This window comes from Achromobacter sp. 2789STDY5608621, from assembly GCF_001299375.1.
In the GTDB taxonomy this organism is placed as follows: domain Bacteria; phylum Pseudomonadota; class Gammaproteobacteria; order Burkholderiales; family Burkholderiaceae_B; genus Achromobacter; species Achromobacter insuavis.
In genome coordinates this window covers 1-26,222 of the sequence record NZ_CYTU01000067.1, presented here as the reverse complement: position 1 = coordinate 26,222, position 26,222 = coordinate 1, and the positions used below count along the sequence as shown (strand labels likewise).

Sequence of the window (26,222 nt, the reverse complement as noted above, 5' to 3'; positions counted from 1 at the left end):
AAAAAGCGGCCACCTCCCTAGCTCCACTCTCAGTCCGCTCACCCCAACCCTGTGTGGGATGAGCTCCCCGAAGCGGCATGTGCGCCGCCGACATGCAGATGCCGGCGGCGTTTTGCTTTGCGCGCGGCGCTCAGTCGTCGAGCGACGGCACGGTGCCGATCTGCGCGAGGATGCGCGGCGATTCCATGTCGCCGGTCTCCTTGTCGATCATGACCTCGTAGGCGGCCACGCCGGCAAACTTGGAGGCCATGGAGTTGGCGATGCGGATGGCGCCGAACTCGCTGCTGGCGGGGCGGATTTCGCCGGGGGCGACGCCATTGGCGGCGGCGCGGTAGGGAATGACGATGTATTGGACGACGTGGGTCTGGGCGATTTGAGCGGCTTCGGACACAGGAGTCTCCTGGACGACGTTGTGCGGGCGAGCGAAATGTAGCATGTTTCACTGTGTTTTTGTACAGTGTTTTTCGTTGTTCCACAAATATTTTCGGGATGGGGCAGTCGCTCCAGGAAAACCCCTAGCGCGCAAAGATTGCCCAAATGCCTGCTCGCCTCTAATATTTTCGAAAATCTTCTGATTTTTATAAAAAAGAGGCAAGGGATGGAAGCGAACAGGTACGACGCCTATCGGGAAGACACCGCCGGCCGCGCCAATGTGGCGGACTCGCCGGAGCGCATTGCCTACTACAAGGAGCTGGCGCGGCTCGAGACCGGCGCGCTCTGGACGGTGGCCAACAAGATCGAGCCGTGGGCGCCGCGCTCGGCGTCGGTGCCGGTGGTCTGGCGCTACCAGGAACTGCGCGGCCATGTGTTGCGCTCGGCCGAGCTGGTGTCGCCCGAGGAAGCGGGCCGCCGCGTGATCTACCTGAACAACCCGGGCCGGCGCGACGTCGCCGCCGCGGTCGGCTGGCTGTATTCGGGCCTGCAGGTGATGCGGCCGGGCGAGCTGGCGTCGGCGCACAAGCATTCGCATTCGGCGCTGCGCTTCATCATGGAAGGCAAGGGCGCGTTCACGGTGGTGGACGGCCACAAGATGACGCTGGGCGCGAACGACTTCGTGCTGACGCCCAACGGCACCTGGCACGAGCACGGCGTGGCCGAGGACGGCACCACCTGCATCTGGCAGGACGGCCTGGACATTCCGCTGGTCAACGCGTTCGAGGCCGGCTTCTACGCCGTGCATCCCGACCTGAACCAGACCGTGACCCACCCGGTGGACGACACCAGCGCGCTGTGGGGCAGCGCGGCGTTGCGGCCGCAGACGACGGGCTGGACCAAGCCGTATTCGCCGCTGTTCAAGTACGAATGGGAGCCCACCTACGAAGCGCTGCGCCGTCACGCTAGGGTGTCGGCGGGCAGCCCCTATGACGGCATCCTGATGGAGTACGTCAATCCGGCCACCGGCGGTCCGGTCATGCCGACCATCGGCGCCAGCATGCAGCTGCTGCGCCCGGGCGAGCACACCAAGGCCCACCGCCACACCGGCAGCTTCCTCTACCAGGTGGCCAAGGGCAGCGGCTTTTCGGTCATCGACGGCAAGCGCTACGACTGGACCGAGCGCGACATCTTCTGTGTGCCGTCGTGGGCCGTGCACGAGCACGCCAACCTGTCGTCCAACGACGACGCCTGCCTGTTCTGCTTCAACGACCTGCCGGTGATGCGATCGCTGGCGCTCTACCGCGAGGAAGCGGTCAAGGACAACGACGGCCACCAGAAACTGATCTAGCGGCTGGCGCCAACCCCCACTGAATTTTCATCCGCCGCCCGGCGCAGGCCGGGCGCCTGTCTCAACTCGTCTTGAATTTCCTGGAGTTCCTATGCGCTTGGTAACTTTTCGCGCCCATCCCGCCGCCGCCGCCCGCCTGGGCGCGCTGGCCGAAGGCTATGTGATCGACCTAGCCCTGCTGGGGCAGGCCGGCGGCGTGGCGCTGCCGGACGACATGCTGGCCTTCATCGACCTCGGCCCCGTGGCCGTGGCGCAGGCCTCGAAGCTGATGGAGTCGTACCGCGGCGCCTGGCCCGTGGGCGCCGCGCTGCCGCAGGAGAACGTCAAGCTGCTGGCGCCGATTCCGCGTCCGCGCAAGAACATCTTCGGCATCGGCCTGAACTACGTCGAGCACGTGGCGGAATCGAGCCGCACGCTCGATACCTCGGCCGACCTGCCCAAGCAGCCGGTGATCTTCTCCAAGCCGCCCACCACCGTGATCGGCCCGGGAGACGCCATCGAGCACAACGCCAAGATCACCCAACAGCTGGACTGGGAAGTCGAACTGGCGGTGATCATGGGCCGCCGCGCCACGCGCGTGGCCGAGGCCGATGCGCTGTCGTACGTGTTCGGCTACAGCGTGATGCTGGACATGAGCGCGCGCGACTGCCGCCGCGCCGGCCAATGGATCTATTCCAAGGGCCAGGACACCTACGCGCCGTTCGGCCCCTGCATCGTCACGGCCGACGAGATCCCCGATCCGCAGGTGCTGGACCTGTGGCTGACGGTCAACGGCGAGAAGAAGCAGGGCTCGAACACGCGCCACATGCTGTTCAAGGTGCCGTTCCTGATCTCGGACATCAGCGCCGGCATCACGCTGGAGCCGGGCGACATCATCGCCACCGGCACGCCCGAGGGCGTGGGCGCGGGCCGCAAGCCGCAGGAGTGGCTGTGGCCGGGCGACGTGGTGGTGGCGTGCGTCGAAGGCATCGGCACGCTGCGGCATCCGGTGGTGGCGGTCTAGGCGAAATTCCAGCGCCCGCCACGAGACGGCGGGCGCGGCGGTCTCCAAGGGGAAAACAATGATCAAGCAAACCATGTTGGCGGCGGGCCTGGCCTGGACGCTGGGGGGCATCGCGCACGCCGCGGAGCCGGTCAAGATCGGCTTCATCGCCACGCTGTCGACGCCTGCCGGCTACATCGGCGAGGACGAGCGCGACGCCTTCAATCTGGCGATCAAGCAGGGCGGCGGCAAGCTGGGCGGCGTGCCGGTGCAGCTGGTGATCGAGGACGACGGCCTCAAGCCGGCCAATGCCAAGCAGGCGGCCGACCGCATGCTGCAGTCGGGCATCAAGCTGTTCACTGGCGTGAACTTTTCCAACGTGCTGGCGGCGGTGGCGCCGGGCGTGGTCAAGTCGGGCGCGTTCTACGTCAGCCTGAACCCCGGCCCGTCGAGCTTCGCCGGCGAGAAGTGCGACCCGAACTATTTCGTGGCCTCGTACCAGAACGATGCCTTTCACACCGCGGGCGGCGTGGCCGCCAACGAGCTGGGCTACAAGCGCGTGGCGCTGCTAGCGCCGAACTACCAGGCCGGGCGCGACGCCATCGAGGGTTTCAAGCGCACCTACAAGGGCGAGGTGGTGGCCGAGATCTACACCAAGCTGGACCAGTCGGACTTCTCGGTCGAGCTGGCGCGGGTGCGGTCGCTGGCGCCCGACGCCGTCTACCAGTTCCATCCGGGCGGCACCGGCATCAACTTCGTCAAGCAGTACGCCGCGGCCGGCCTGAACAAGACCGTGCCCATGCTGATGCCGAGCTTCTCGATGGATGCGCGCATGATCAAGGCCACCGGCGACGCGGCGCAGGGCGCCTACATCACCGGTATCTGGTCGCAGGACTTCGACAATCCGCAGTCCAAAGCCTTCGTGCAGGCGTTCAAGGAAGCCTATGGCCGCGTGCCCACCGATTACGCCATGCAGGCCTATGACACGGCGCAGCTGATCGGCGTCGGCCTGAAGGCCACCGGCGGCGATCTGTCGCGCCAGGCCGAGTTCCGCGCCGCGCTGCGCAAGCCCGAGTTCGCCTCGCTGCGCGGCAAGTTCAGCATGAACACCAACCAGCATCCGGTGCAGGACCTGTACCTGATGCGCATCGACAAGGACGCCGACGGCGGCCTGTCGCCGCGCCTGGTGCGCAAGCTGGTGTCCGATGACAAGGACGCCTACGCCCAATTCTGCAAGATGCCGTCATGACATTGCTCTTCGAACAGTTGCTCAACGGGCTGCAGTTCGGCGCGATGCTGTTCCTGCTCGCCGCCGGGCTGACCCTGATCTTCGGGATCATGGGCGTGGTGAACCTGACCCACGGTTCGTTCTACATGGTGGGCGCGTACTGCGCGGCCTACGCCATCGGCACCACCGGCTCGTTCCTGGCGGGCGTGCTGGCGGCGTTGCTGGGGGCGGGGCTGTACGGCCTGTCGGTGGAGGTGCTGGTGATCCGCAAGCTGTACAAGCGCGACCACCTGTACCAGGTGCTGGCCACCTTCGGCCTGCTGCTGTTCTCGAACGAGGCGGTCAGCCTGATCTTCGGCCGGCGGCCGCCGCTGGTGGGCATCCCGTCGTTCCTGGAGGGCGCGGTGACGCTGGCGCCGGGGTTCCAGTATCCGTTGATCCGGCTGTCGTTCATCGCGGTCGGCGCGCTGGTGGCGGTGGGACTGTGGTGGCTGGTGAACCGCACCCGCATCGGCATGCTGATCCGCGCCGGCGCCGACGACCGTGAAATGGTCGATGCGCTGGGCGTGGACATCAAGAAGCTCTACACCCTGGTGTTCGGCCTGGGCGCGCTGCTGTGCGGACTGGCGGGCGTGATGGCGGCGCCGTTGCTGGCCGTCGAGATCGGCATGGGCGAGCGCATCCTGATCACCACCTTCGTGGTCATCGTGATCGGCGGCGTGGGCTCGGTGCGCGGCGCGCTGGCGGGCGCGCTGCTGGTCGGCATGGTCGACAGCATGGGGCGGGCCTTCCTGCCGCAGTTGCTGGGCGCGGTGTTCTCGCCGGCCACGGCGGATCCGCTGGCGGCGGGCCTGGCCTCGGCCAGTATCTATGTGTTGATGGCGATCGTGCTGATCGCCAAGCCGGGCGGGCTGTTCCCGGCGCGAGGATGATGATGGCAAAGACACTTTCGAATCGCGCGCGCTGGGGGCTGGCCGGGTTGATCCTGCTGCTGGCGCTGCCGGGCGCGGCGGCGGCCACCGACACGCCTTTCCTGATCGGCGTGGTGACGCGCTTCCTGATCTACGGCCTGGCCGCGGTCAGCCTGGACCTGGTGATCGGCTATGGCGCCATGGTCAGCTTCGGCCACGCGATGTTCTTCGGGCTGGGCGGCTATGCGGTGGGCATCATCGCCTTCCACACCACCGAAGCCGGCCCGTTGTTCGGCTGGGCCGGCAGCAACGCCGCGCTGGTGGTGTGGCCGATCGCCATGGCGGTGTGCGCGCTGGCGGGCTGGCTGTTCGGCTACCTGGCGCTGCGCACGCGCGGCGTGCAGTTCATCATGATCACGCTGGCGTTCGGGCAGATGGTGTACTTCATCCTGGTGTCGCTGCAGTTCTACGGCGGCGACGACGGCCTGATGATCTCGCAGCGCAACGTGCTGCCGGGCCTGAACCTGGAGAACCCGCTGACGTTCTACTACGTCTGCCTGGCGCTGCTGACGGCCTGGACGCTGCTGTGCATCCGCATTACCAACTCGCGCTTCGGCATGGTGCTGCAGGCGCTGCGCCAGAGCGAGCGGCGCGCCATCAACCTGGGCGTGGCGCCCACGCCGTACCGCCTGAGCGCCTTCGTGCTGTCGGCGGTGGGCACGGGGCTGGCGGGCGTGCTGTGGGCCAACTATGCCGGACTGGTGACGCCGGACATGGCGGCCTGGACCAAGTCGGGCGAGCTGATGGCGATCGTCATCCTTGGCGGCGTGGGCACGCTGCTGGGCCCGATCGCGGGCGCGGCGGTGTTCCTGGGGCTGGAGCAGCTGCTGTCGTCGCTGACCGAACATTGGCTGCTGTACATGGGGCCGGTGCTGGTGCTGGTGGTGCTGTGGGGCCAGAAGGGCCTGTTCGGCCGCCTGTTGGAGACGCGCCATGCGGATTGAGCCCACCCCCGAGGCGCTTCGCGCTTCCCCCTCCAGGGGGCATGCCGACGGACCGGCGGAGCCGGATCCGTGGCATCCCGATAGTAAGCCGACACCAGGAATGAACGAGACGAAAACCCTGCTGCGCCTGACGCAGCTGCGCAAGGCCTTCGACGCGGTGGTGGCCACCAACGGCGTCGACCTGGACGTGCGCGCCGGCGAGATCCACGCCATCATCGGCCCGAACGGCGCCGGCAAATCGACGCTGATCGCGCAGATCTGCGGCGAGATCCGGCCCGACTCGGGCGTCATCGAACTGGACGGGCGCGACGTGACGGCGCTGCGCGCCTTCGAACGCGCCCGCCTGGGGCTGGGCCGCTCGTTCCAGATCACCGAGCTGTGCCAGGAATACACCGCGTTGGAAAACGTCATCCTGTCCAGCATGCTCAAGGGCGGCCGCGCCTTTGGCGCCTGGTCCGATCCGCGCCGCGACGCGGGCCTGAAGGCGCAGGCGATGCAATGGCTGACCCACGTCGGCCTGGCGGACCGGCGCCATGTGCGCACCGCCGACCTGGCGCACGGCGAGAAGCGCCAGCTGGAACTGGCGGTGGCCCTGGCGCGTTCGCCGCGCCTGCTGCTGCTGGACGAGCCCATGGCCGGCATGGGGCCGGAGGAATCGGCGCGCATGACGCGCCTGCTGCTGGGCATGAAGGGCGACTACGGCATCCTGCTGGTCGAGCACGACATGGACGCGGTGTTCGCGCTGGCCGACCGCATCAGCGTGCTGGTCTACGGCAAGGTGGTGTTCAGCGGCGCGCCCGACGAGGTGCGGCGCCATCCGGAAGTGCGCGCCGCCTACCTGGGAGAAGAACATGTTGAAGGTTGAGGGCCTGACCGGCGGCTACGGGTCGAGCAAGGTGCTGTTCGGCATGGCCTTCGAGGCCGCCGAGGGCGAGGTGATCTCGTTGATCGGCCGCAACGGCATGGGCAAGACCACCACCATCAAGACGCTGATGGGCATGCTGCCGGCCACCGGCGGGCAGGTCCAGTTCCGCGGCCAGACGCTGTCGCGGCCCGCGCCCAGCGTAGTGGCGCGGCTGGGCGTGGGGCTGGTGCCGGAAGGGCGGCGCGTGTTCGGCTCGCTGTCGGTGGAAGAGAACCTGGTGGCGACCTCGCGCGCCGCGCCTGGCGGCTGGGACCTGGCGCGGGTCTACGCGCTGTTCCCGCGCCTGAAAGAGCGCCGCGCGCAGTCGTCGCGCACGCTGTCGGGCGGCGAGCAGCAGATGCTGGTGGTCGGCCGCGCGCTCATGACCAATCCCAAGCTGCTGATCCTGGACGAGGCCACCGAAGGGCTGGCCCCGCTGATCCGCCAGGAAATCTGGCGTTGCCTGCGGGCGCTGAAGGCCGAGGGCCAGACCATCCTGGTGATCGACAAGAACCTGCCCGAGATGGCGACGCTGGTGGATCGTCACTACATCGTCGACAAGGGCCGGGTGGCCTGGTCGGGCGCGCCCGTGGAACTGTCCGCGCAGCCCGACCTGGCGCAACGTTATCTCGGCATCTGACCGCAATAGGAGCACACGCATGTTGAACCTGCCCGTTTTCAAGGCCGCCGCCGTCCAGGCCGCCCCGGTGTTCCTGGACACCGACGCCACCGTCGACAAGACTTGCGCGCTGATCGCCGAGGCCGCCGGCAACGGCGCCAGCCTGGTGGCCTTTCCCGAGGTGTTCGTCTCGGCCTATCCCTACTGGAGCTGGGTGATGAACCCGGTGCAGGGCAGCCCGTGGTTCGAAAAGCTCTGCAAGAGCGCCATCGAACTGCCGGGGCCGGAGATCCGCCGCATCGCCCAGGCCGCGCGCCAGCACCGCGTCAACGTGGTGGTGGGCGTGAACGAGCGCAGCCGCCATGGCGTCGGCACGATCTACAACACCATGGTCTTCATCAACGAAGAGGGCCGCGTCCTGGGCCGCCACCGCAAGCTGGTGCCGACCTGGGCCGAGAAGCTGACCTGGGCCCACGGCGACGGCGAGTCGCTGCGCGTGTATGACACGTCCGTCGGCAAGCTCGGCGGCCTGGCCTGCGGCGAGAACACCAACACGCTGGCGCGCTTCTCGCTGCTGGCGCAGGGCGAGATGGTGCACGTCGCCAGCTATATCTCGCTGCCGGTGGCGCCGCCCGACTACGACATGGCCGAGGCCATCCGCCTGCGGGCGGCGGCCCACTCGTTCGAGGGCAAGGTGTTCACGGTGGTGTCGTGCTCGACCATCTCCACCGAGATCCAGGACGCCATCAGCGCCAGCCATCCGGAAGCGCGCGAGATGCTGGCGCGCCGCAACAGCGCGTTTTCGGGAATATTGGGGCCGGACGGCCGCGTCATCGGCGAACCGCTGATCGACGACGAAGGCATCGTCTACGCCGACATCGACCTGTCGCGCTGCATCCAGCCGCGCCAGATGCACGACATCGTCGGCCACTACAACCGCTTCGACGTGTTCGACCTGCGCGTGAACCGGCGGCCGCTGCAGGCGGCGCGCTATGACGACCAGGACGGACCTGCCGGCGACGAGGCGGGCTGGGACCTCGATCCGCAGCCGGAAACGGCGCGCGAGGCGCGCGGGTGAGCAGGGCCGGGCCGGCGGGTAGAATGGGCCGCCTGAGCGCCGGCTGGCCCCGGGGCCGGCCATCCGGCCGCTGACATCTGGAGAGCAAGTTGAAGCCAAGAATCAAAGCTTCCCGCCAGGACGAGCCCGGAGCCGACGGGAACGCCGAGGTAGAGGAAATCACGCTGTCCGAGCAGGTCTACCGCCTGCTCCGGCGCGACATCATGAGCGGCGCGTTCGCGCCGGGCCAGTCGCTGCGCCTGGAATTGCTCAAGCAACGCTACGGCAGCAGCTTTTCCCCGATCCGCGAAGCCCTGAACCGGCTGCGCAGCGAACGCATGGTGATCACCACCACCTCGCGCGGCTTTCGCATCGCGCCGCTGTCGGTCGAGGAAATGTGGGACGCCTGCGAAACCCGCATCCTGATCGATTGCGACGCGCTGCGGCGCTCGCTGGCCAACGCCGATGACGCCTGGGAGGCGCGGCTGGTCGGCGCCTACCACGCGCTGACGCTGGCCGCGCAGCGCGCCGGCGAGGCCGTGCCGCCCAGCCAGGAGCTGGAGGAATCGCTCGAGGCGCGCCACCTGGACTTCCACCACGCGCTGATCGGCGCCTGCCGCTCGCACTGGCTGCTGGACCTGTCCACGCAGCTGTACGCGCAGACCGAGCGCTACCGGCGTCCGGCGCGCGCCGGCGCCACCGCCTACGGCCCCGAACGCAATGTCGACGACGAGCACCGCCAGCTGCTCGATGCCGCGCTGTCGCGCGACGTCGAGCGCTCGGTGGCGATGCTGGCGGCGCATTACCGCAAGACGGCGCAGTTCATCGAACACATCATTTCCCAGGACGACAGGCAGGCCATTCATGCGTGACGCGGACATCGATCTCTTTTTCCCCACCATCGCCGAGCGCGAGGTGCAATACAACGCCCGCGAGTCGGTGGCGGACTTCGACGCCTGCGTGCGCCGCTACGCCGAGTCGGCCGCCGCGGTGAAGTCGCGCCGTCCCGGCCTGCTGAACCTGCGTTACGGCATGGGCCAGGACGAGCGGCTGGACCTGTTCCTGCCGGCGGCGAACCGCGGCCCGGCGCCGCTGTTCGTGTTCATCCATGGCGGCTACTGGCGCGCGCAGCGCAAGGAAGACGCGCCGGTGATGGCCGAGGCCTTCAACGCGGCCGGCGCGGCGGTGGCGGTGCCGGAATACACGCTGGCGCCCGAAGCAACGCTGCCGGAAATCGTGCGCGAGATGCGCTCGGCGCTGGCCTGGCTGTATCACAACGCGGCGGCCCACGGCGTCGATCCCGAGCGCATCTACGTCGGCGGCAGCTCGGCCGGCGGCCACCTGGCCGCGATGCTGGCCGCGCCCGCCTGGCCGGCGAGCTACGGCGTGCCGGACGACGTGGTCAAGGGTACGCTGGCGCTGAGCGGCCTGTTCGACCTGCGGCCGCTGTGCGACGTCCTGCCCAACACCTGGTTGCAGCTGACGCCGGAGCAGGCGGCGCGCCACAGCCCGATCTTCAACCTGCCCGAGCGCGCCGGCCCCATGCTGCTGGCCGTCGGCGGCCTGGAGACGCAGGGTTTCAAGAACCAGACCGAGGCCTTCGAGCGCGCCTGGACCGGCGCCGGCCTGCAGGCCACGCGTATCCAGACGCCGCATTGCAATCACTTCGACCTGGTGAACGAGCTGGAGGATCCGGCCAGCGACCTGACCCGCGCCACCATGGCGATGATGGGCCTGGCGCAAGCCTGAGCGCGTTCACGGAGGCGGGCGCGCCATGGCCGACCTGAAGCTGCTCGAAGACCTGATCGCGCTGGCGCAGAGCGGCAGCTTCGTGCGCGCCGCCGAGGCGCGGCACGTCACGCATCCGGCCTTCGGGCGCCGCATCCGCGCCCTCGAGGCCTGGGCCGGCGCGCCGCTGGTGGAGCGCCAGCGCGTGCCGGTGACGCTGACCGCCGAGGGCGAGGCCCTGCTCAAGACCGCCACCCAGGTGGTCGAGCAGATGGGGCTGGTGCGCCACCGCATCCGCAGTTCCGGCGCGGGCGGCGAGGCGGTGCTGCGCATCGCCACCGGCCGCAGCCTGTCGCGCACCGTGGTGGGCGACTGGATCGCGCGGCTGCGCCATCGCGCGCCGAAGGTGCTGGTCGAAGGCACGCAGCTGGAGATCTCCACCGGCAAGATGGAAGACATGGCCATGCGGCTGGAGCAGGGCAAGGTCGACCTGCTGTGCTGCTACGAGCATCCGGCCCTGTCGATGCAGCTCAACCCGGTGCGCTACCGCTACATGACCCTGGGCACCGACAAGCTGGTGCCGGTGAGCCAGGCCGACGGCCGCGGCCGCGCCCGCTATGTGCTGGGCGAGGGCGGCCATCCGGTGCCGCTGATCACTTACGCCGGCGGCCTGTCGATGGAGCGCATCCTGGGCGACCGGCTCGAATCCACACCCTACGCGCTGACGCCGTTCGTGCGCATCGATTCGCTCGATGCCGCGCATGGCGCGGCGCTCAAGGGCCTGGGCGTGGCCTGGCTGCCGTGGTCGATGGTGGCGGCCGACTGCCGTCGCGGCACGCTGGTGTCGCTGGGCGGGCGCAGCGACGAGATCGCCTTCGAGGTGCGGCTGTACCGCTCGCGGGCGCGGCTGGCCGAGCTGGCCGAGGCGGCCTGGGAAGCCACCGCCAATCGCAAGGCTTGACGCGGCCCATCGGTGTCCGCGCGGGTGGATTTGGCGAGCTGAATTAGCACGGCAATGTGCCGACTCGGCACGTCATGCCGCCCGCCCACGCGCAGAATGTCTCCCGAAACTCGAACGAGACGGCGCCGCCGTCCGCCTCAGCACCCCAGGGAGAAACTCATGAAATCCGTTCCGCACGCCTTGCGCGGCGCGTCGGCCGCGCTCTGTGCCGCCGCCGCGTTGATCGCCTCGCCGGCCATCGCCGCCGGTTATCCCGACCATCCGGTTTCGCTGATCGTCGGCTATCCGGCCGGCGGCAGCGTCGATCTGACCGCGCGCCTGTTCGGCGAGGAACTGGCCAAGCGCATCGGCCAGAGCGTGGTGGTCGAGAACGCCGGCGGCGCCGGCGGCACCATCGGTGCGCAGCGCGTGGCCCGCGCCACGCCGGACGGCTACACGCTGCTGCTGGGCTCGACCAATGAAATGGTGGTCGCCCGCATGATCAACAACGCCGTCAAGTACGACGGCGCCAAGGACTTCACCGCCCTGGGCGTGATCGCCACGCAGCCCATGATGCTGGCGGCCAGCAAGAATTCCGGCGTGAAGAGCGCCGCCGAGTACCTGCAGAAGCTGCGCGCCACCGCGCCGGGCAGTTTCAATTACGGCTCGTCGGGCGTCGGCACCACGCTGCACCTGGCCGGCGAGATGATCAACCAGGAGACCAATACGCGCGCGGAACATGTCCCGTACCGGGGCGTGTCGCCGCTGGTGACCGACCTGATGAGCGGCCAGCTGGATTTCGGCGTGCTGGTGTTGTCCTCGGGCCTGCCGCAAGTGCGCGCCGACAAGATCGTGGCGCTGGGCGTGACGCAGCCCAAGCGTTCGGCGGTGGCGCCTGACATCCCGGCGCTGGCCGAGACGCCGGGGTTCGAGGCGGTCGACCTCAGCATCACGTTCTCGCTGTACGGCCCGGCCGGCCTGCCGGAGCCGGTGGCCGCCAAGCTGCGCGAGGCGCTGGCCGATACGCTCAAGTCGGAACAGTTCCGCGCCAAGATGCTGGAGGCCGGCGGCGTGCTGGCGCAGCCGGGCCTGGATCCGGTGGCCTCGCAGGCCGCCGAGACGCGCAAGTACGGCGCGCTGGTCAAGGCGGCCAAGATCGAGGCGCAGTGATCATGGATTTCACGCTGCCCGTTCCCGACCTCGCCGCCGAGCGCCTGGGCAACACCGACACGCCGGGCGTCTGGCATTTCGACTCGGGTCTGCCCGGCCGCGCGCTGATGCTGTCCGCGCTGGTGCACGGCAACGAGCTGTGCGGCGCCTGGGCCCTGAAGGACCTGCTGGCGGCGGGCCTGCGCCCGCGCCGCGGCCGGCTGACGCTGGCGTTCTGCAACCTGCCGGCGTTCGACCGTTTCGACCTGGCGAGGCATGACGCCTCGCGCTTCGTCGACGAGGACATGAACCGCGTCTGGAGCGCCGAGCGCCTGGATCAGCCCACCAGCAGCGACCGCCGGCGCGCGGCGCAACTGCGTCCGTGGGTCGAGCGCGCCGACTGGCTGCTGGATCTGCACTCGATGCACGAGCCCGGCGCGCCGCTGCTGCTGACCGGCGTCCTGCCGCGCAACATCGCCCTGGCGCGGCGCCTGAAGGCGCCGCAGCACGTGATCGTGGACGCCGGCCACAAGGACGGCGTGCGCATGCGCGACTTCGCGCAGTTCGGCGACCCGGCGCGCGATGCGGCCTGCGCGTTGCTGATCGAATGCGGTTTCCACGGCGACCCGGCGGCGCGCGACGTCGCGCGCGACATGGTGGCGCGCATGCTGGTCGCTTCGGATGTGGTGGATGCCGCCGACATCCCGGCCGGCTGGCTGCGGCCCGACGCCACCGCGCAACGCGTGCTGGAAGTGACCGACGCCGTGGTGGCGCCGTCGATGGATGTGACCTTCGCGCAGCCCTGGCAGGGCCTGGAGACGCTGGAGAAGGCGGGGTCGGTGATCGGCTGGGCCGATGGCCGGGCGATCGTCTCGCCCTATGACCGCTGCACGCTGGTGATGCCGTCGCTGCGCCAGCTCAAGCCGGGCGTGACGGTGGTGCGATTGGCGCGCGACTACGCGGGCTGAATGTCGTGGAGGGAGCGACGCGGACGGCGTGACGCGGATCGTGGGCGCGGCGTGATCGCCGCGCCGGCCACGCGGCCGCGGGCCGCGTGGCATGGCCCGCGGGCGTTGCGTCCCGGGGGCCGGTCATGCCGCCATCACTTCTGCGGCGTGTAGCGCAATTCGTCGAGCTGGTAACCCTGCGCCGTCGCGGCGGCCAGGGCGCGGTCCAGGTCTTCCTTGGGCAGTTGCGGCGAGCGCGACAGGATCCACAGGTACTTGCGGTCGGGGGTGCCGACCACGGCCCAGCGGTAGTCCGGGTCCAGCCCGATCACCCAGTAGTCGCCCTTGATCGGCTTGAAGAACGAGACCTCGAGCTTGGCGTTGTTGCTGCCTTGGACCACCGTGGCGGTGCCCGAGGCCGAGTCGACGTCGCCGTCCTTGGTGCGGCAGCGGTTGTTGACCCCGACGGTGCCGTCGGGGTGCAGGGTGTATTCAGCGGTGGTGTCGCCAACGCAGTTGCGCTGGAAGAACATCGGGAAGTTGGCGATCTCGTACCACATGCCGGCATAGCGCTTCAGGTCGACCGACTCCACGGTTTGCATGGGCGGCGGCGCGGCGTGGGAGATCCCCGCCGCGCTGGCGGCCAGGGCCAGCAATAATGTTGCGATGCGGCGCATGGGGATAGTCTCCTGATCCAAAACCCTAACGATACGCCTTATTTGCGCGGGGCCTTCAGCGCGGCGTGATAGCGGGCGACATAGGTGTCGAAATCGACGTCGTCGGACTGCTCCAGGCGCAGCTGTTCGGCGCTGGAGTCGAGCGCGCCCTGGCGGTATTCGGCCGCCACGTCCGCCGGCAGCGGCTGGGCGCGCAGGGCTTGCGCGTGTTCGCGGCTCTGGCGCAGCGAAAAGTCGTGGAACGATTCGCCGCTGGCCGTCAGCGCGGCCAGCAGGCGCGCGGACGGCGTGGCATCGGGCTGGCCCAGCTTGGCGCGCTGCGCGGCCAGGCTGTCGGCGTAGGCGCTGCCGCCCAGGGCCGAGTCGTACAGGGCCGCGTAGGGCGCGATCTGGTCCAGCAGTTCCTGGCCCCACTGCGCCAGGCCGATGGCCTTGCCGTCGCGGTCCAGCTGCAGGCCGGGCTTGCGGCCTTCCTTGACCACGGTGGAGAAGTTGTCGGCGCTGCGCTGACAGTAGCCGCTGGCGGGGAAGAAGGGGCTGTCGGAGGCGGCGCAGAACAGCAGGAAGGCGTCGACGAAACGGCTGGTGTCGGCATCGATGCCGACCGGCGATTCGGGATTGATGTCCAGGCAGCGCACTTCCACGTATTGCACCCCGCGCTCGGCCAGCGCGGTGATCGGGCGTTCGCAGCGGCCGGTGGCGCGCTTGGGGCGGATGCTCGAGTAGTACTCGTTTTCGATCTGCAGCACGTTGGTGTTGAGCTGGATCCATTCGCCGTTGCGATGCGTGCCGATCTTCTGGTAGTCGGGCCACGGTTGCGTGACCGCGTCGTACAGGCGGCCGAGGAAGGTATCGAGATCGTTGTAGCAGAGCTTGAGCTGCGACTGGGCCTTGTTCTGATAACCCAGGTCGCTCATGCGCAGGCTGGTGGCGTGGGGCAGATACAGGGTGTGCTGGCCCAGGTGCTGCAGGCCGTGTTCGCCATCGCGCAGGAAGTCGCGGGAAAGCGCCGGCGCCGCGCCGAACAGGTACATCAGCAGCCAGGAATAGCGCGTGAAGTTGCGGATCAGGCCGATGTAGCCGCGCGAGCGGCGGTCCTGGTCGGTGCCGGGCTGGGTGTCGAGCACCGACCACAGCGCCTCGGGCAGCGAGAAGTTGTAGTGGACGCCGGCGATGCACTGCATGGTCTTGCCGTAGCGCTCGGCCAGGCCGCGGCGATAGACGTGCTTGAGCATGCCCGTGTTGGAGGTGCCGTACCAGGCGATGGGAATGTCGGCCTCGCCCGGCAGGGTGGCCGGCATCGACTGGTTCCAGATCAGCTCGTGGTCCAGCACGCTGTAGACGTGGCGGTGGGTGGCGGTCAATTCGGCCAGCAGGGCCTCGACGTTGTCGTGCGTGCCGGTGATCAGTTCGAGCAGCGATTCCGAATAGTCGGTGGTGACGTGTTCGTTGGTCAGCGCGGAACCAAGCCCGGCCGGGTGCGGCGTGCGGGCCAGGATGCCTTGCTCGTCGACGCGCAGGCCTTCTTTTTCGATACCCCGCAGGGTCTGGGTCAGGAGCGAGCGGTTGGCCTCTAGGCGGGCGAGGCGTTGGGCGGCGGTATCAGTCACGGAATCTTCTCGATGGGGTCTGTCGCCGGATTTTACGGGGTGCTGGCCTCCTCTGCCGAGGGAGCCAGTACTGGGGACAGGGACAATTGCGCGGCGGTGCGCGCCAGCCACTCGTCCAGGTCGGCGTAGACCGGGTCGGCGATGGGGGCGGTTTCGTTGAAAATCTCGTGCCAGGCGGTGTCGTACCAGCGCAATGTCAGCAATTCGGCGGGCGCGCGCTGGGCGAACTGGCGGCTGCCCTCGGCCGCCACGATGGAGTCGTCGCCGGCCACCATCAGCAGGGTGCGGCAGGACAGCAGATGGGCCTCCCGCAGGGAATCGCGGCCGCCGTCATCGACGAACCGGGCCAGCCGGCCCGTCATGCTGCGCCGCACCAGCGGGTCGGACCGGTAGGCCTTGACCACCGCCCGGTCGTGCGAGATGCGGGCTGGCGCCAGGCCATGGGGCACCCGCAGGTCGGGCGCGTGCAGCGACATCCAGGTCAGGGTGCGGCGCACCCACGGCGGCACGTTGACCACGAACGGCGGCGAACTGAGCACCAGTGCGTCGATCTGGGCCAGCCGCTGCAGGGCGATCCGCACCGCCACCAGGGCGCCCAGGCTGTGGCCCAGCAGGATCGGCGGGCGGCCGTGGACGGCGGTCCAGTCGGCCAGGCGCGCCACGGCGTCGGTCACCAGGTCCTCCTGGTGCGCCAGGGTGGCCGGCCGGCCGCCGGAGCGGCCATGGCCGCGGTGGTCATGGGCGCCCACCGTCCAGCCGCGCGCGGTCAGCCAGCGCGCCAGCCGGTCATAGCGCCCGGCATGCTCGCTCAGGCCATGCAGCAGGTAGATGCCGGGCGTGCCGGGGCCGATGATCGGCGGGGGCACATTCGGGGCGGCGGGCCAGACATAATTGGCCAGGGGCGTGCCGTCGGGCGCTGGGGTCATCGAAATCGGCGACAATTTGGGGCTGTCCTCGAAATGAAAAGACCGTGGGGTCTTTACGGTAATGACGATTTCATCGCTGTTTCGTTTCATGTTCAAGAAAGCCGGCCTGATTCTTGTGATGGCCCTGCTGGTCAGCGCCTGCTCGCCCCGTTACAACTGGCGCGAAGTGGACGTGGCGGACGGCCGGGTGCGGGCGGCATTCCCGGACCGGGTGCAGACCGAGACCCGCCAGCTGCGACTGGACACCCATACGCTGTCGTTCACCCTGGCCACGGCCACCGTGGGCGAAGCGGTGTTCGCGATCGGGTCGGCGCCGCTGCCGCCGGAGATCGCGGCGGACCCCGTGGCCCGGCAGGCGCTGGGCATGGCGCTGATGCGCTCGCTGTACGTCAACATGCAGGCGCCGCCGCCCACCGCGTGGCCGCCCTATGGGCAGGACATCGACGTGCAGGGCAAGGCCATGGGCAAGCCCGGCTGGCTGCGGGCGCGGGTGTGGGTGACCGACGCCATGCTGATCGAGGCGGTGGCGGCGGGCACCGAAGCCAGCCTGCCCGAGGAACGGGCCCGTGAATTCCTGAGGTCGGTCGTCGTCAAGCCGTGACGGAGTACAGCAGCCCCCGCCGGATCGCCACCGCCACCGCGGCGCGGCGGCCGCGCACCTGCAGCTTGCGGCAGGCGTTGCGCAGATGGAAATTGACGGTGCTTTCGCTGATGTCCAGGATGCGGGCGGTTTCCCAGCTGGTCTTGCCGGCGGCGCTCCAGTGCAGCGAAGCCGATTCGCGCGGCGACAGCCGGACGCTGGGCGGTGCAAGCGGGGCGACGACAATGGGGGCGGCGGACATGACGGCGGGGACGCGGGTTCCTGGCAAAAGACAACCCATGTTCCGGCCGGCGATCGGCCGTGGACAAGCGACGATGCCGTTGCGTATCACCCTTTGAATCTCTGACGGAATAAACGGATGCTGGCCATCGCGCAGTTCTATTTGTCGGCCATCGTGCTGATGTTGCCGCTGTTGTCGTGCGTCGGCATCGGCGTCTTTTGGGGCAAGCGCGACCTGCCGTTCGGCGGCGCCTTCATCACCACGCTGGTCACGTCCGTGACCACGCCGGCGCTGGTGTTCCACACCTTCGTCACCACCCACCTGGACGACCGCGCGCTGGCCGACGTGGCGGCCGCCACGCTGCTGGCGCTGTTGCTGTGCGCGCTGGCCTGCGCCCTGCTGCTCAAGCTGGGCCGCCTGCCGGTGCGCACGCTGCTGCCGACGGCCTTCCTGCCCAACGCCGGCAACCTCGGCCTGCCGATCTCGCAACTGGCGTTCGGCGATGCCGGCCTGTCGGTGGCGGTGGCGTTCTTCGCCGTCAACTCCTTTGTCATGCACACCATCGCGGTGCGGCTGCTGCCCGGCGTCAATACCAAGGGCAGCTGGAAAAGTCCGATCCTGCTGGCCTCGGTGGTGGCCGTCGCCATGCGCCTGCTGCACATCCCGGTGCCGGCCTGGCTGATCGAGACCGCGCGCATGCTGGGCGCGGTAACGGTGCCGCTGATGCTGCTGAGCCTGGGCCACGCGCTGGCGCTGATCCCGGCCAACGGCCTGCGCGACGGCGCCAAGGTGGCGGTGATGCGCCTGGTGACCGGCCTGGCCGCGGGCCTGGCGATCGTCTGGGTCCTCGACCTGGAACCGGTGCTGGCCGGCGCGCTGACGCTGCAGATGGCGATGCCATGCGCCGTGGTCAGCTACATGTACGCCAAGCGCTACACGGACATGGGCGACACCGCCGCCGGCGCGGTGCTGGTGTCGACGGTGGTTTTCCTGCTGCTGGCGCCGCTGATGCTCTGGTTCAGCCACGCCGGCCCATAGGGCCTGTTCACTCTGGCAAGAGCCTCGCGCAGGCCGGCAATCGGGCGCCCGGCCTGGCGGGGTCGCCACCGCGCGGCGCCGGGCAACGGCGGCCGCGTTTTTTTGCGTGCGCTCATGCGGTCCGCGCCGCCGGCATGTGATGCCTCGTGTCATTTTTCCACCCCGATTTCCGCCCTTTGAGGACTGCGCATTCCGGCCGTCCGATTCTGGATGGCGCGCGCTTCTTTCGCCGCAGGCATTCAGATATTTTGCTTATCCAATTGACCGTGGTGGTCGATTCACTCACTTAATTTTGTGCGTCGGCCGCGCGGTCATTTCGCCCCTTCCTGGTACCTAGAATCAACGCATCCCTCGTGATTCAGGTTCCGGCGACATTGCCGCGGCCGATGTTGGAAATATCAAAATGCCTCAGCCCGTTCCCTTGCGGAAATCCATCGCCCATCGCGCGGCCCATCCCAATACGGAATCGTCTCCTGGCAAGATGCCTGTCGCCCGTGGCGGGGCCCTGTCCTGCTACGGCATGCGGGCGCTGCTGCTGGCGCTGGCCGCGGCTTTCGCCTCGCCCACGCCCGCCAAGGCGGCCGGGTTGCCCGACTTGCCGGCGCCGCAAGCCGGCGACAAGCGCGAACTCGAACGGGCCTTCGCTTCGTTCCTGCAGGAATCCGCGCGGGCCGAGCAGGCGCGGCGCGATGCCCGCGGCAATCCCATGATGGCCGCGGCGTCCGACACGCGCATGGGCGCGTCGAATGCGAACCTGACCGTGCCCGTGGGCGACGGCACCCTGTCGCTGGGGCGGGATTCCTTCGCGCTGTCCACGCCCGATTCGCGTTTCAGGGTCGGCGGCGGCGCCATGGACAACGCGCCGATCGGCCGCATCGAATACTCCCGGCTCATCACCGATCGTTTCGCGCTTGGCGCGAGCATGCAGCTCGGTGAATACCAGCGCGAACTGATCGGCCGCGGCATTTTCGTCGACGCCAGCAAGCAATACGAATTCGACGCCGCGGTGTCGCTGATGAAGGGCAGGCCGTCGTTCGATTTCGATTCCGGCAGCGCGCGCGTGCCGGTCACCCAGTTGGCGGGCATCGTGGCGGCGCGCCGCCTGTTCGCACCGGAATCGGGGCTGGGACTGCATGCGCTGGGCGCATCCGCGTGGGGCGCGCGCGCCCACAGCCCGAACGACCTGTCGAGCCGCACGGTGGTCGAGGACTACGCCAACTACACCCGCGTGCTGTACGACCCGCGCCGCATCTCCACGGGCCGCTTGTTCGGCGCCAGCGTGGACCTGCAATACGCGCCGTTCTCTTCGCTCGTGCTCAGCACCTCGCTCGGCCTGGAACACGAACGCTACCCGATGGGCGACGGCTCGGTCGAGAGCCGCCACCGTCCCTATCTGTCCGGCGGCGTGAAGTTCGCGGTCTACAAGGACTACCTGTTCGACATGCGCGTATCGACCGGCGTGTCACGCGACCTGGTCGCCAGCCTGTCGGGCGACAAGGCGCGTCTGTCGTTCGGCATGTCGCGCGGGCGCGATGGCGCGCTCAACAGCAAGACGGTCATGGTCTACGTCGACCTGATGAAGCTGATCTCGCCGTCGCGCTATACGGCCGACGGCAGCTCGCTGGCCATGCGCGAATCGCTGCAGCAGTACACCGGCGAGCGCCTGCTGGACAAGGCCGTCACGCGGCCCGACCGCATTCCGCAGACGTTCCTGGCCAAGGTCGACCGCACCGGCGTGCAGGAAGTCTTCATCGAGAAGGCCGGCCTGCCGCCGGGCGCCAAGGTCAGCGCCGATGGCCAGCGCCTGACCATCGCCGTGGGCAGTGGCGCGCTGACGCTGGCGGCCGTGCAGAAAAACGGCGCCGCGGTGGCGACGCCACCGCAATTCACGGTCGCGCCGGCGCAACTCTCGGTCGACCTGTTCAGGTTGCCCGTGCCGGCGCAGACCGACGAGTACGTCGTGCGTGTCAGCGACGCCACCCTGGCGACCTACAACGTCAAGATCACCGTGGGCCGCAAATGAACGGCCGGATGAAGATGTCAAAATACCTCCACACCCTTTCCGACCTGGTCCTCTATACCCTGGTCGGTGCCTGCTTTGTCCTGGGCTTGTCATGGGCCGGCGCGACGTTCGCGCAATCCCGGCTGAGCGTGATCAATGTCGTCGTCGAGAAGGCCACCGCCACCCCGAGGCTGAGCTTCGCGCAACCGGCGCTCACCCTGACGCTCGGCGAAACGGCCGCCAATCCCGCGCGCAGCGACCAGCCGGCCAGCAAGGGGGCCATCACCTACCGTTCCAGCGATGACGCCATCGCGCGTGTCGCCGCCGACGGCACGGTCACCGCGGTGGCGGCGGGCACCGCCACCGTCACCGCCACGCAGGCGGCCGACCTGCCCGCGTTCGAGTCGGGCAGTGGCAGCTATCAGGTGACGGTCGTCGGGCCGCTGTCGGCCAAGGCCACGCTCGCCGCCGGGACGTGGCTGGTCGGCGAGCCCTTTGCCGACATGGTGCCGGTGACCGCCAGCGGCGGCATCGGCAAGCTGAGTTACGCCATCGCGCCGACCGTGCCGGCGGGGCTGGCCTTTTCCACGGATACGGGCGTCCTGTCCGGCACTGCGACCGTCGACTCGCCGGAGACGACCTACACCGTCACGGTGAGCGATGCCGCCACCCCAGCGCATACCGCCAGCGCCACGTTCGATATGACCATCGGACCGGCATTTGTCGCCACTGGCGGCGGTGATCGTATTGGCTTCATGCTGAATGAATACAACATGGTCGAAGGCCTGTTGCAGGTCAGAGGGGGGATCGGCGCGTTCCATGCTGCCGTCTCGCCGCCGCTGCCTCCTGGCGTGAGCGTCAGCGTGGCGAAGGATCGTACCGATGCGGGGCTTTACCTGGTCAATATCGACGGCTCCGGCACGGTCGCGTCTCCCTGGACGACGTACACGGTGACGGTAACGGACAGTGCCGTAATAGCTCACTCATATACGGCCAATTTCTCGTTCGCCGTTGCCGATGTGCTCACCGCGACAGTCGTGGACGGAAACAAGATCGCCACGGTCGGCGAGTCCATCAACTATCGTCCGGTCACCGGCTCGGGCGGGCTGCCCGAGGTTTCGGCGTTTGCATACGCCTACGCCGTGTCGCCGGCGCTTCCCGCCGGACTGGCAATGGACGGGGCAACCGGTGTGATCACGGGATCCGCCTCCAGCGCGGCGCCGGCCACGAGCTACACCGTGGCGTTGTCCGTCGATGGGTTGGTGTCGGCGGTGCCGCCGGTCACTGCGAACTTCACGCTCGAGATCGTCGACGGCCTGGCGGCCACGACCGTCATCTCCACGCAAACCATCGTCGTTGGCGACCCCGCGCTCGACATCACGCCGGTGACGGCCATTGGCGGTGTCGGCACGCGCCATTTCGCGGTCGCGCCGACGTTGCCCGCGGGGCTTTCGATGAGTGCCGCCACCGGCGTCATCACCGGTGCTGCGTCCGGCGAGTCCAAAGAGGCGGTCTACACCGTCACGGTCACCGATGACGCGGGGCATAAAGCCGCCGCGACCTTCTCGCTCGCCGTCAATGCGGGGCTGAAGACGTCGGTGTTCAACCATGGCGAGGAGCATCGGGTCACGGATCCGGTCGACTACACCCCGCCGATGACCTCGGGCGGCGTCCGTCCTTATCAGTACACCGTGACGCCGGCGTTGCCGACGGGGCTGGCCATGAATGCGGGAACCGGCGCCATCACGGGGGCCGCGACCGCGCCGTCCGCGATCACGACGTACACCTACACCGTGACGGACAGCGCCACGCCGGCGCATTCGGCGACCGGCACCTTCACCCTGGCGATCGCGCCGGCACTCACCGCGACGGCCGTGGGCACGACGACGATCTCGGTCGAGGTCGGCAAGCCCGTCACGGAAAGCCCGGTCAAGGCCGAAGGCGGTTTGGGACTGCCCCAGTTCAGCGTCCAGCCGGCTTTGCCGAGCGGGCTGGGCATGGATGCGCGCAGCGGCGAGATCACCGGCACGGCGACGGCCCCGTCGCCCGAGACCGAGTACACCGTCACGGTCACGGATGGCGCCAGCCCCCCGCAGACGGCCTCGGCCACCTTCAAGCTGAGCGTGTCTTCCAACCCGGGCATCGCCATCACGATGAATGCGCCGGTGAAGCCCCAGCGGATATCCATGGTGTTCCCGCCTTACGCGCCGGTGACGGCGTCCAGCGGTATCGGCAGCGCGCTCACGTACACGGTGGCGCCCGCATTGCCGAGCGGTTTGTCGATGGATCCTGCCACTGGCATCATCTCGGGCACACCGACGGTCGAACAGGTCGATAGCAGTGACGCCAGGTACACCGTCACGGTCACCGACAGCGCTTCGCCTGCGCATGAGGCCGAGGCCCGTTTCGGTCTGGTGACGTACCAGTTGCCGACGGCGACGGTCCTGGTGTCGTCGAAAACGTATCAGGCCGGGGAAGCCGTCAACTATCAACCCGTGTCAGGCGTCAGTGCCGCGGGGCGGCCGGTCACCTATCGCGTGGCGGGAGGCGGATTGCCCCGTGGGCTGAAGATGGATCCCAGCACGGGCGTCATTACCGGCACGACCCACGAAAAGATGAAGAGCGAGTTCTTCGTCTATGTCTCGGATCTTCCCCTGGATGGCGTCTTGTTCGCCTCGGCCTTGTTCATACTGGAGATCGTGCCGCCTGCGGCCCCGTGACCGTCAGCATGGCAGCGGATGGGGCGCGGGCCGCGTCCCGCGGCCTGTCCGGCCGCGGGGCGCCGCCAGGAAAGTGTCAGGCCACGCCCGACATGGCGCGCAACTGCGTCATCAGCGCTTCGGGGACTTCCACGCCGTGCTTGAGCGCCTCGTCGCGCAGCTTGCGGCGGCGGTCGCCGGGCAGGCGCACGCCGTCGTCTTCCAGCATGGCTTCCACCAGCGTCTCGACGCGTTCGAGGTAGGCCTCGTTGCCGGCCAGCGCACCGGGGTCGATGGCCATGAAGGCCTGGCCCAGGCGCGCCGGGCCGCCTTCGTCGACGAAGAACGACTCGGTCTCGAAACCGAAGTGCGAGCCGGTCAGGGCGCAGGCCAGCAGTTCGATGATCAGCGCCAGCATCGCGCCCTTGACGCCGCCGGCGGGCAGCATGCTGCCCGCCAGGCCGGCCTTGGGATCGGTGGTGGGCTGGCCGTCGGCGTCCAGCGCCCAGCCCAGCGGGATCGGCTGGTTGTCGCGCGCGGCGATCATGAGCTTGCCGCGCGCCACTTGCGACAGCGACAGGTCGATGACGATGCGGCCGCCGCCGCGACGCGGGAACACGGCGGCGATGGGATTGGTGCCAAATAGCGGACGCTTTCCGCCCCAGGCCGGCATGGCCGCGGGCGAGTTGCTCAGCGCCAGCGCCACCAGGCCGGCGTCGGCCAGGGCTTCCAGGTGGTAGCCGGCCTCGCCGAAATGGTGGCTGTTGGCCACGCCGATAAAGGCCACGCCGTGCTCGCGGGCGCGGCGGGCCGCTTCCTGGACCGCCAGCGCGCAGGCGGGAAACGCCAGGCCCGAGCCGGCATCGATCAGCGCCGCGCCGCCGCGTTCGTGCGCGATGCGCGGCACGGCGCTGCCGATGGCGCGGCCGGCGCGCAGGTGGCCGGCGTAGAACGGCACCCGTGACAGGCCGTGGGAACTGAGCCCCTGGCTTTCGGCGAAGACCAGCGCGCGCGCGGTGGTGTCGGCCATGGCCGGGTTGGCGCCCGCGGCGGCCAGGCTGGCCGCGGCCAGGTGTTGAAGTTCGTCCAGATAGATGTGAGCCATATCCTTCCTGTCAGGGGGGCGCGCCGCGTGTCATCGGGCGCCGCCGGTAAGCGCTATTGTCACACCGGCGGCCACCATCTCGGAAACGCGGGTGTTGGCTTCCTGTGTCAGGCCGGCGATGTGGGGGGTGAGGATCAGGTTGGGCGCGCCGGCCAGGGGGCCGCCGGCGGGCAGCGGCTCCTGTTCGAACACGTCCAGCGCCGCGCCGCGCAGGTGGCCCGAGCGCAGCGCCGCCGCCAGGGCGGCTTCGTCCACCACGCCGCCACGGGCCGTGTTGACCAGGATGGCGCCCGGCCGCATGCGGGCGATGCGGCCGGCATCCAGCAGGCGGTGGGTGTCGGCGTTCAGCGGCACGTGCAGGGTGACCGCGTCGGCGCGGGTCAGCAGCTCGTCCAGCTCCAGGCGGGTGGCGCCGGTCTCGGCCCAGGCCGGATGGGCGGCCGGCAGCGCCGCGTCGCAGGCGACGATGCGCATGCCCAGGCCGGCCGCCAGCCGCGCCGTCAACTGGCCGATGCCGCCGAAGCCGACCACCCCCAGCGTGCGGCCATGCGCCTCCAGGCCCTGGGACAGCGCCGCGCGCGGCCAGGCGCCGGCCGCCACCTCGGCGCTGGCGGCGTAGGCGCCGCGCAATAGCGCCAGCACGGTGCCGATGACGTACTCGGCCACGGCGCGCGCGTTGGCGCCGGTGGCCGGCACCACCTGGATGCCGCGCGCGGCGCAGCCGGGCAGGTCGATGTTGTCCAGCCCGACGCCCAGCCGGCCGACCGCGCGCAGGCGCGGCGCGGCGGCCAGCAGCGCCGCGTCCACCTGGCTGCGGTTGCGCACGATGAGGGCGTCGGCCCCGGCGGCGGCTTGCAGCAGGGCGTCGCGCTGCTCCACCAGGTCGGGGGCGTAGCGCACGTCGAAGCGCTGCCGCAGGCTGTCGACCGCGGGCGCGTCCATGAACTCCGAGATAAGCACGTGCATGAAGGGCTCCGGGGTCAGGCGATCTGGATGTTGGCGTCGCGGATGATCTTGGCCCAGCGATCCACTTCGGACCGCACGTAGGCGCCGAACTCCGCCGGCCCGCGTGGCTGCGGCACGAAGCCCAATTGCAGCAGCGCCTGCTGCATGGCCGGTTGCGACACCTGTTTGACGATGGCGTCGCCGATGCGCTGCACCAGTTCCGGCGGTGTGCTGGCGGGGGCCATCACGCCGGTGAAGTTCTCCACGATCAGGTCGGGCAGGGCGGCCTGCGCCACCGTGGGCACGTCGGGCAGGTCGGCGCTGCGTTCGCGGGTGGTGATGGCCAGCGCCCGCAGCGAGCCGTTCTTCACATGCGACAGCGACTCGGGGTAGTTGGAGAACACCACGTCCAGGTGGCCGCCGATGAGATCGGTCAGCGACGGCGCGCCGCCCTTGTACGGCACGTGCATCAGCGGCGCGCCGGTCAGCTTCTGGTACAGCGCCAGGGTCAGGTGCGGCGGCGTGCCGTTGCCGCTGGAGCCGGCCGCCAGCGGCTTGGCGGCGGCCGCGCGCGCCAGGTCGGCCATGGTCTTGATCGGGCTCTTGGCGTTGACCACCACCATGATGGGCGAGGACGCCAGCCCCGCCACCGGCGTCAGGTCGCGGGTCAGGTCGTAGCCGGCCTTGCCGGCGAACAGCGTGGCGTTGGCGGCGTGCGATAGCGTGATGGCCAGCCAGGTGTAGCCGTCGGGGGCGGCGTGCGAGACGTGGGCCGCGCCGATGTTGGCGCTGCCGCCGGGCCGGTTCTCGACCACGATGTTCCAGCGTTCGGCGTCGCTCAAGGCCTTGCCGACCTGGCGCGCGGCCACGTCGGTCAGGCCGCCGGGCGGGAAGGGCACCACGTAGTTGATGGGGCGTTCCGGCCAGGCGCGCTTCTGCGCCAGGGCCTGTTGCCATGGGGCCAGCGCACAGAGGCCGGCGGCGCCCAGCGCGCCGAGCAGGCGTCGGCGCTGGGCGTCGTCGATCGGGGGGTGTTGCTCGCGATTCATCTGTCTTCCTCCTTGGGGGTGGCGCCCGGGTAGGAATGCTTACGCCTGTGCTGCCGTGGCGGCTTGCGCCCGGGTCTGCATGCTTTTGTGCGTGTGTTGCGAGGAACTGCGGGGGCGGCCGGCGCGCGTGGCGCGCCGGCCGGGCGCCGTCAGGCGCC

Annotated in this window: 25 protein-coding genes; 17 read left to right on the top strand and 8 right to left on the bottom strand. The window is 69.3% G+C overall.

Annotation, left to right across the window (positions count from 1 at the left end):
- Nucleotides 1-130: 130 nt before the first annotated feature.
- Nucleotides 131-391: a hypothetical protein gene (locus AOZ53_RS30895; RefSeq protein WP_006392578.1), complete on the bottom strand. Its 261-nt coding sequence runs from the start codon at nucleotides 389-391 to the stop codon at nucleotides 131-133.
- A gap of 207 nt (nucleotides 392-598) precedes the next feature.
- Here AOZ53_RS30895 and AOZ53_RS30890 point away from each other — a divergent pair, with 207 nt between their 5' ends.
- From AOZ53_RS30890 to AOZ53_RS30830, 13 genes are all read left to right on the top strand, one after another.
- Nucleotides 599-1,723, top strand: coding sequence for a cupin domain-containing protein (locus tag AOZ53_RS30890; RefSeq protein ID WP_054433110.1), 1,125 nt, complete (start codon nucleotides 599-601; stop codon nucleotides 1,721-1,723).
- A 91-nt stretch (nucleotides 1,724-1,814) separates the two neighbouring features.
- Nucleotides 1,815-2,726, top strand: a complete 912-nt coding sequence (locus tag AOZ53_RS30885; protein WP_054433111.1) for a fumarylacetoacetate hydrolase family protein — start codon at nucleotides 1,815-1,817, stop codon at nucleotides 2,724-2,726.
- A gap of 58 nt (nucleotides 2,727-2,784) precedes the next feature.
- On the top strand, nucleotides 2,785-3,954 hold the full coding sequence (locus tag AOZ53_RS30880; protein WP_054433112.1) for an ABC transporter substrate-binding protein: 1,170 nt from the start codon (nucleotides 2,785-2,787) through the stop codon (nucleotides 3,952-3,954).
- A complete protein-coding gene (locus tag AOZ53_RS30875) occupies nucleotides 3,951-4,865 on the top strand; it encodes a branched-chain amino acid ABC transporter permease (RefSeq protein WP_006392582.1) in 915 nt (304 codons plus the stop codon). The genes AOZ53_RS30880 and AOZ53_RS30875 overlap by 4 nt, the downstream gene beginning before the upstream one ends.
- Nucleotides 4,862-5,848 (top strand): branched-chain amino acid ABC transporter permease, encoded by a 987-nt coding sequence (locus AOZ53_RS30870; protein ID WP_054433113.1) that lies wholly within the window; start codon nucleotides 4,862-4,864, stop codon nucleotides 5,846-5,848. Before AOZ53_RS30875 ends, AOZ53_RS30870 begins: the two co-directional genes overlap by 4 nt.
- 100 nt (nucleotides 5,849-5,948) lie before the next feature.
- The gene (locus AOZ53_RS30865; protein WP_054490775.1) at nucleotides 5,949-6,713 is read left to right on the top strand and encodes an ABC transporter ATP-binding protein; all 765 of its coding nucleotides are present in this window, start codon (nucleotides 5,949-5,951) and stop codon (nucleotides 6,711-6,713) included.
- Complete coding sequence (locus AOZ53_RS30860) at nucleotides 6,700-7,392, top strand: ABC transporter ATP-binding protein (RefSeq protein WP_054433245.1); 693 nt, start codon at nucleotides 6,700-6,702, stop codon at nucleotides 7,390-7,392. Before AOZ53_RS30865 ends, AOZ53_RS30860 begins: the two co-directional genes overlap by 14 nt.
- Nucleotides 7,393-7,411: 19 nt before the next feature.
- A complete protein-coding gene (locus AOZ53_RS30855) occupies nucleotides 7,412-8,449 on the top strand; it encodes a carbon-nitrogen hydrolase family protein (protein ID WP_054433115.1) in 1,038 nt (345 codons plus the stop codon).
- An 89-nt stretch (nucleotides 8,450-8,538) separates the two neighbouring features.
- Complete coding sequence (locus AOZ53_RS30850) at nucleotides 8,539-9,300, top strand: GntR family transcriptional regulator (RefSeq protein WP_006392587.1); 762 nt, start codon at nucleotides 8,539-8,541, stop codon at nucleotides 9,298-9,300.
- Nucleotides 9,293-10,177: an alpha/beta hydrolase gene (locus AOZ53_RS30845; RefSeq protein WP_054490773.1), complete on the top strand. Its 885-nt coding sequence runs from the start codon at nucleotides 9,293-9,295 to the stop codon at nucleotides 10,175-10,177. The genes AOZ53_RS30850 and AOZ53_RS30845 overlap by 8 nt, the downstream gene beginning before the upstream one ends.
- Nucleotides 10,178-10,202: 25 nt before the next feature.
- Nucleotides 10,203-11,117 carry a LysR family transcriptional regulator gene (locus tag AOZ53_RS30840; protein ID WP_054433117.1) on the top strand — a complete coding sequence of 305 codons (915 nt, stop codon included), beginning with the start codon at nucleotides 10,203-10,205 and terminating at the stop codon, nucleotides 11,115-11,117.
- A gap of 159 nt (nucleotides 11,118-11,276) precedes the next feature.
- Nucleotides 11,277-12,266, top strand: a complete 990-nt coding sequence (locus tag AOZ53_RS30835) for a Bug family tripartite tricarboxylate transporter substrate binding protein (RefSeq protein ID WP_054433118.1) — start codon at nucleotides 11,277-11,279, stop codon at nucleotides 12,264-12,266.
- Nucleotides 12,267-12,268: 2 nt separating this feature from the next.
- Nucleotides 12,269-13,213 (top strand): M14 family metallopeptidase, encoded by a 945-nt coding sequence (locus tag AOZ53_RS30830; protein WP_054433119.1) that lies wholly within the window; start codon nucleotides 12,269-12,271, stop codon nucleotides 13,211-13,213.
- 134 nt (nucleotides 13,214-13,347) lie between these two features.
- On the opposite strand, the gene AOZ53_RS30825 is transcribed toward AOZ53_RS30830, so the two are convergent.
- Genes AOZ53_RS30825 through AOZ53_RS30815 form a run of 3 tightly spaced genes read right to left on the bottom strand, consistent with a single transcriptional unit; the run spans nucleotide 13,348 to nucleotide 16,405 of the window.
- Complete coding sequence (locus AOZ53_RS30825; RefSeq protein WP_054433120.1) at nucleotides 13,348-13,869, bottom strand: lipocalin family protein; 522 nt, start codon at nucleotides 13,867-13,869, stop codon at nucleotides 13,348-13,350.
- 38 nt (nucleotides 13,870-13,907) lie between these two features.
- Nucleotides 13,908-15,479, bottom strand: a complete 1,572-nt coding sequence (gene gshA, locus AOZ53_RS30820; RefSeq protein WP_054490771.1) for a glutamate--cysteine ligase — start codon at nucleotides 15,477-15,479, stop codon at nucleotides 13,908-13,910.
- A 32-nt stretch (nucleotides 15,480-15,511) separates the two neighbouring features.
- Nucleotides 15,512-16,405, bottom strand: a complete 894-nt coding sequence (locus AOZ53_RS30815) for an alpha/beta hydrolase (protein ID WP_054490769.1) — start codon at nucleotides 16,403-16,405, stop codon at nucleotides 15,512-15,514.
- A gap of 61 nt (nucleotides 16,406-16,466) precedes the next feature.
- Here AOZ53_RS30815 and AOZ53_RS30810 point away from each other — a divergent pair, with 61 nt between their 5' ends.
- Nucleotides 16,467-17,006: a hypothetical protein gene (locus tag AOZ53_RS30810; protein ID WP_054490767.1), complete on the top strand. Its 540-nt coding sequence runs from the start codon at nucleotides 16,467-16,469 to the stop codon at nucleotides 17,004-17,006.
- Here the strand turns inward: AOZ53_RS30810 and AOZ53_RS30805 are convergent.
- Entirely contained in the window at nucleotides 16,996-17,247 is a 252-nt protein-coding gene (locus AOZ53_RS30805; RefSeq protein ID WP_054433124.1) for a helix-turn-helix domain-containing protein, read from the bottom strand. The two genes, AOZ53_RS30810 and AOZ53_RS30805, sit on opposite strands and share 11 nt — an antisense overlap.
- Nucleotides 17,248-17,364: 117 nt before the next feature.
- On the opposite strand from AOZ53_RS30805, the gene AOZ53_RS30800 reads away from it, so the two are divergent.
- From AOZ53_RS30800 to AOZ53_RS30790, 3 genes are all read left to right on the top strand, one after another.
- A complete protein-coding gene (locus AOZ53_RS30800; protein ID WP_054490765.1) occupies nucleotides 17,365-18,264 on the top strand; it encodes an AEC family transporter in 900 nt (299 codons plus the stop codon).
- Between the two features lie 481 nt (nucleotides 18,265-18,745).
- Nucleotides 18,746-20,287 (top strand): hypothetical protein, encoded by a 1,542-nt coding sequence (locus tag AOZ53_RS30795; protein WP_054460886.1) that lies wholly within the window; start codon nucleotides 18,746-18,748, stop codon nucleotides 20,285-20,287.
- An 8-nt stretch (nucleotides 20,288-20,295) separates the two neighbouring features.
- Nucleotides 20,296-22,986 (top strand): Ig domain-containing protein, encoded by a 2,691-nt coding sequence (locus tag AOZ53_RS30790; RefSeq protein ID WP_054490763.1) that lies wholly within the window; start codon nucleotides 20,296-20,298, stop codon nucleotides 22,984-22,986.
- A 76-nt stretch (nucleotides 22,987-23,062) separates the two neighbouring features.
- Here the strand turns inward: AOZ53_RS30790 and AOZ53_RS30785 are convergent, their stop codons facing one another.
- From AOZ53_RS30785 to AOZ53_RS30775, 3 genes are read right to left on the bottom strand one after another with little or no spacing between them, the layout of a single operon-like run.
- Nucleotides 23,063-24,070, bottom strand: coding sequence for an Ldh family oxidoreductase (locus AOZ53_RS30785; RefSeq protein WP_054433128.1), 1,008 nt, complete (start codon nucleotides 24,068-24,070; stop codon nucleotides 23,063-23,065).
- Nucleotides 24,071-24,100: 30 nt separating this feature from the next.
- Entirely contained in the window at nucleotides 24,101-25,036 is a 936-nt protein-coding gene (locus AOZ53_RS30780) for a hydroxyacid dehydrogenase (protein ID WP_054433129.1), read from the bottom strand.
- 14 nt (nucleotides 25,037-25,050) lie between these two features.
- Nucleotides 25,051-26,064, bottom strand: coding sequence for a Bug family tripartite tricarboxylate transporter substrate binding protein (locus AOZ53_RS30775; protein ID WP_054490760.1), 1,014 nt, complete (start codon nucleotides 26,062-26,064; stop codon nucleotides 25,051-25,053).
- Nucleotides 26,065-26,222 lie beyond the last annotated feature (158 nt).

Bases quoted from the DNA above. Each gene is read 5' to 3' on its own strand.
- AOZ53_RS30890 (WP_054433110.1), top strand. From the start codon at position 599: ATGGAAGCGAACAGGTACGACGCCTATCGGGAAGACACCGCCGGCCGC.
- AOZ53_RS30815 (WP_054490769.1), bottom strand. From the start codon at position 16,405: ATGACCCCAGCGCCCGACGGCACGCCCCTGGCCAATTATGTCTGGCCC.
- AOZ53_RS30845 (WP_054490773.1), top strand. From the start codon at position 9,293: ATGCGTGACGCGGACATCGATCTCTTTTTCCCCACCATCGCCGAGCGC.
- AOZ53_RS30855 (WP_054433115.1), top strand. From the start codon at position 7,412: ATGTTGAACCTGCCCGTTTTCAAGGCCGCCGCCGTCCAGGCCGCCCCG.
- AOZ53_RS30885 (WP_054433111.1), top strand. From the start codon at position 1,815: ATGCGCTTGGTAACTTTTCGCGCCCATCCCGCCGCCGCCGCCCGCCTG.
- AOZ53_RS30830 (WP_054433119.1), top strand. From the start codon at position 12,269: ATGGATTTCACGCTGCCCGTTCCCGACCTCGCCGCCGAGCGCCTGGGC.
- AOZ53_RS30785 (WP_054433128.1), bottom strand. From the start codon at position 24,070: ATGGCTCACATCTATCTGGACGAACTTCAACACCTGGCCGCGGCCAGC.
- AOZ53_RS30875 (WP_006392582.1), top strand. From the start codon at position 3,951: ATGACATTGCTCTTCGAACAGTTGCTCAACGGGCTGCAGTTCGGCGCG.
- AOZ53_RS30835 (WP_054433118.1), top strand. From the start codon at position 11,277: ATGAAATCCGTTCCGCACGCCTTGCGCGGCGCGTCGGCCGCGCTCTGT.
- AOZ53_RS30825 (WP_054433120.1), bottom strand. From the start codon at position 13,869: ATGCGCCGCATCGCAACATTATTGCTGGCCCTGGCCGCCAGCGCGGCG.
- AOZ53_RS30790 (WP_054490763.1), top strand. From the start codon at position 20,296: ATGAAGATGTCAAAATACCTCCACACCCTTTCCGACCTGGTCCTCTAT.
- AOZ53_RS30795 (WP_054460886.1), top strand. From the start codon at position 18,746: ATGCCTGTCGCCCGTGGCGGGGCCCTGTCCTGCTACGGCATGCGGGCG.
- AOZ53_RS30860 (WP_054433245.1), top strand. From the start codon at position 6,700: ATGTTGAAGGTTGAGGGCCTGACCGGCGGCTACGGGTCGAGCAAGGTG.
- AOZ53_RS30805 (WP_054433124.1), bottom strand. From the start codon at position 17,247: ATGTCCGCCGCCCCCATTGTCGTCGCCCCGCTTGCACCGCCCAGCGTC.
- AOZ53_RS30775 (WP_054490760.1), bottom strand. From the start codon at position 26,064: ATGAATCGCGAGCAACACCCCCCGATCGACGACGCCCAGCGCCGACGC.
- AOZ53_RS30780 (WP_054433129.1), bottom strand. From the start codon at position 25,036: ATGCACGTGCTTATCTCGGAGTTCATGGACGCGCCCGCGGTCGACAGC.
- AOZ53_RS30810 (WP_054490767.1), top strand. From the start codon at position 16,467: ATGACGATTTCATCGCTGTTTCGTTTCATGTTCAAGAAAGCCGGCCTG.
- AOZ53_RS30800 (WP_054490765.1), top strand. From the start codon at position 17,365: ATGCTGGCCATCGCGCAGTTCTATTTGTCGGCCATCGTGCTGATGTTG.
- AOZ53_RS30840 (WP_054433117.1), top strand. From the start codon at position 10,203: ATGGCCGACCTGAAGCTGCTCGAAGACCTGATCGCGCTGGCGCAGAGC.
- AOZ53_RS30865 (WP_054490775.1), top strand. From the start codon at position 5,949: ATGAACGAGACGAAAACCCTGCTGCGCCTGACGCAGCTGCGCAAGGCC.
- AOZ53_RS30880 (WP_054433112.1), top strand. From the start codon at position 2,785: ATGATCAAGCAAACCATGTTGGCGGCGGGCCTGGCCTGGACGCTGGGG.
- AOZ53_RS30870 (WP_054433113.1), top strand. From the start codon at position 4,862: ATGATGATGGCAAAGACACTTTCGAATCGCGCGCGCTGGGGGCTGGCC.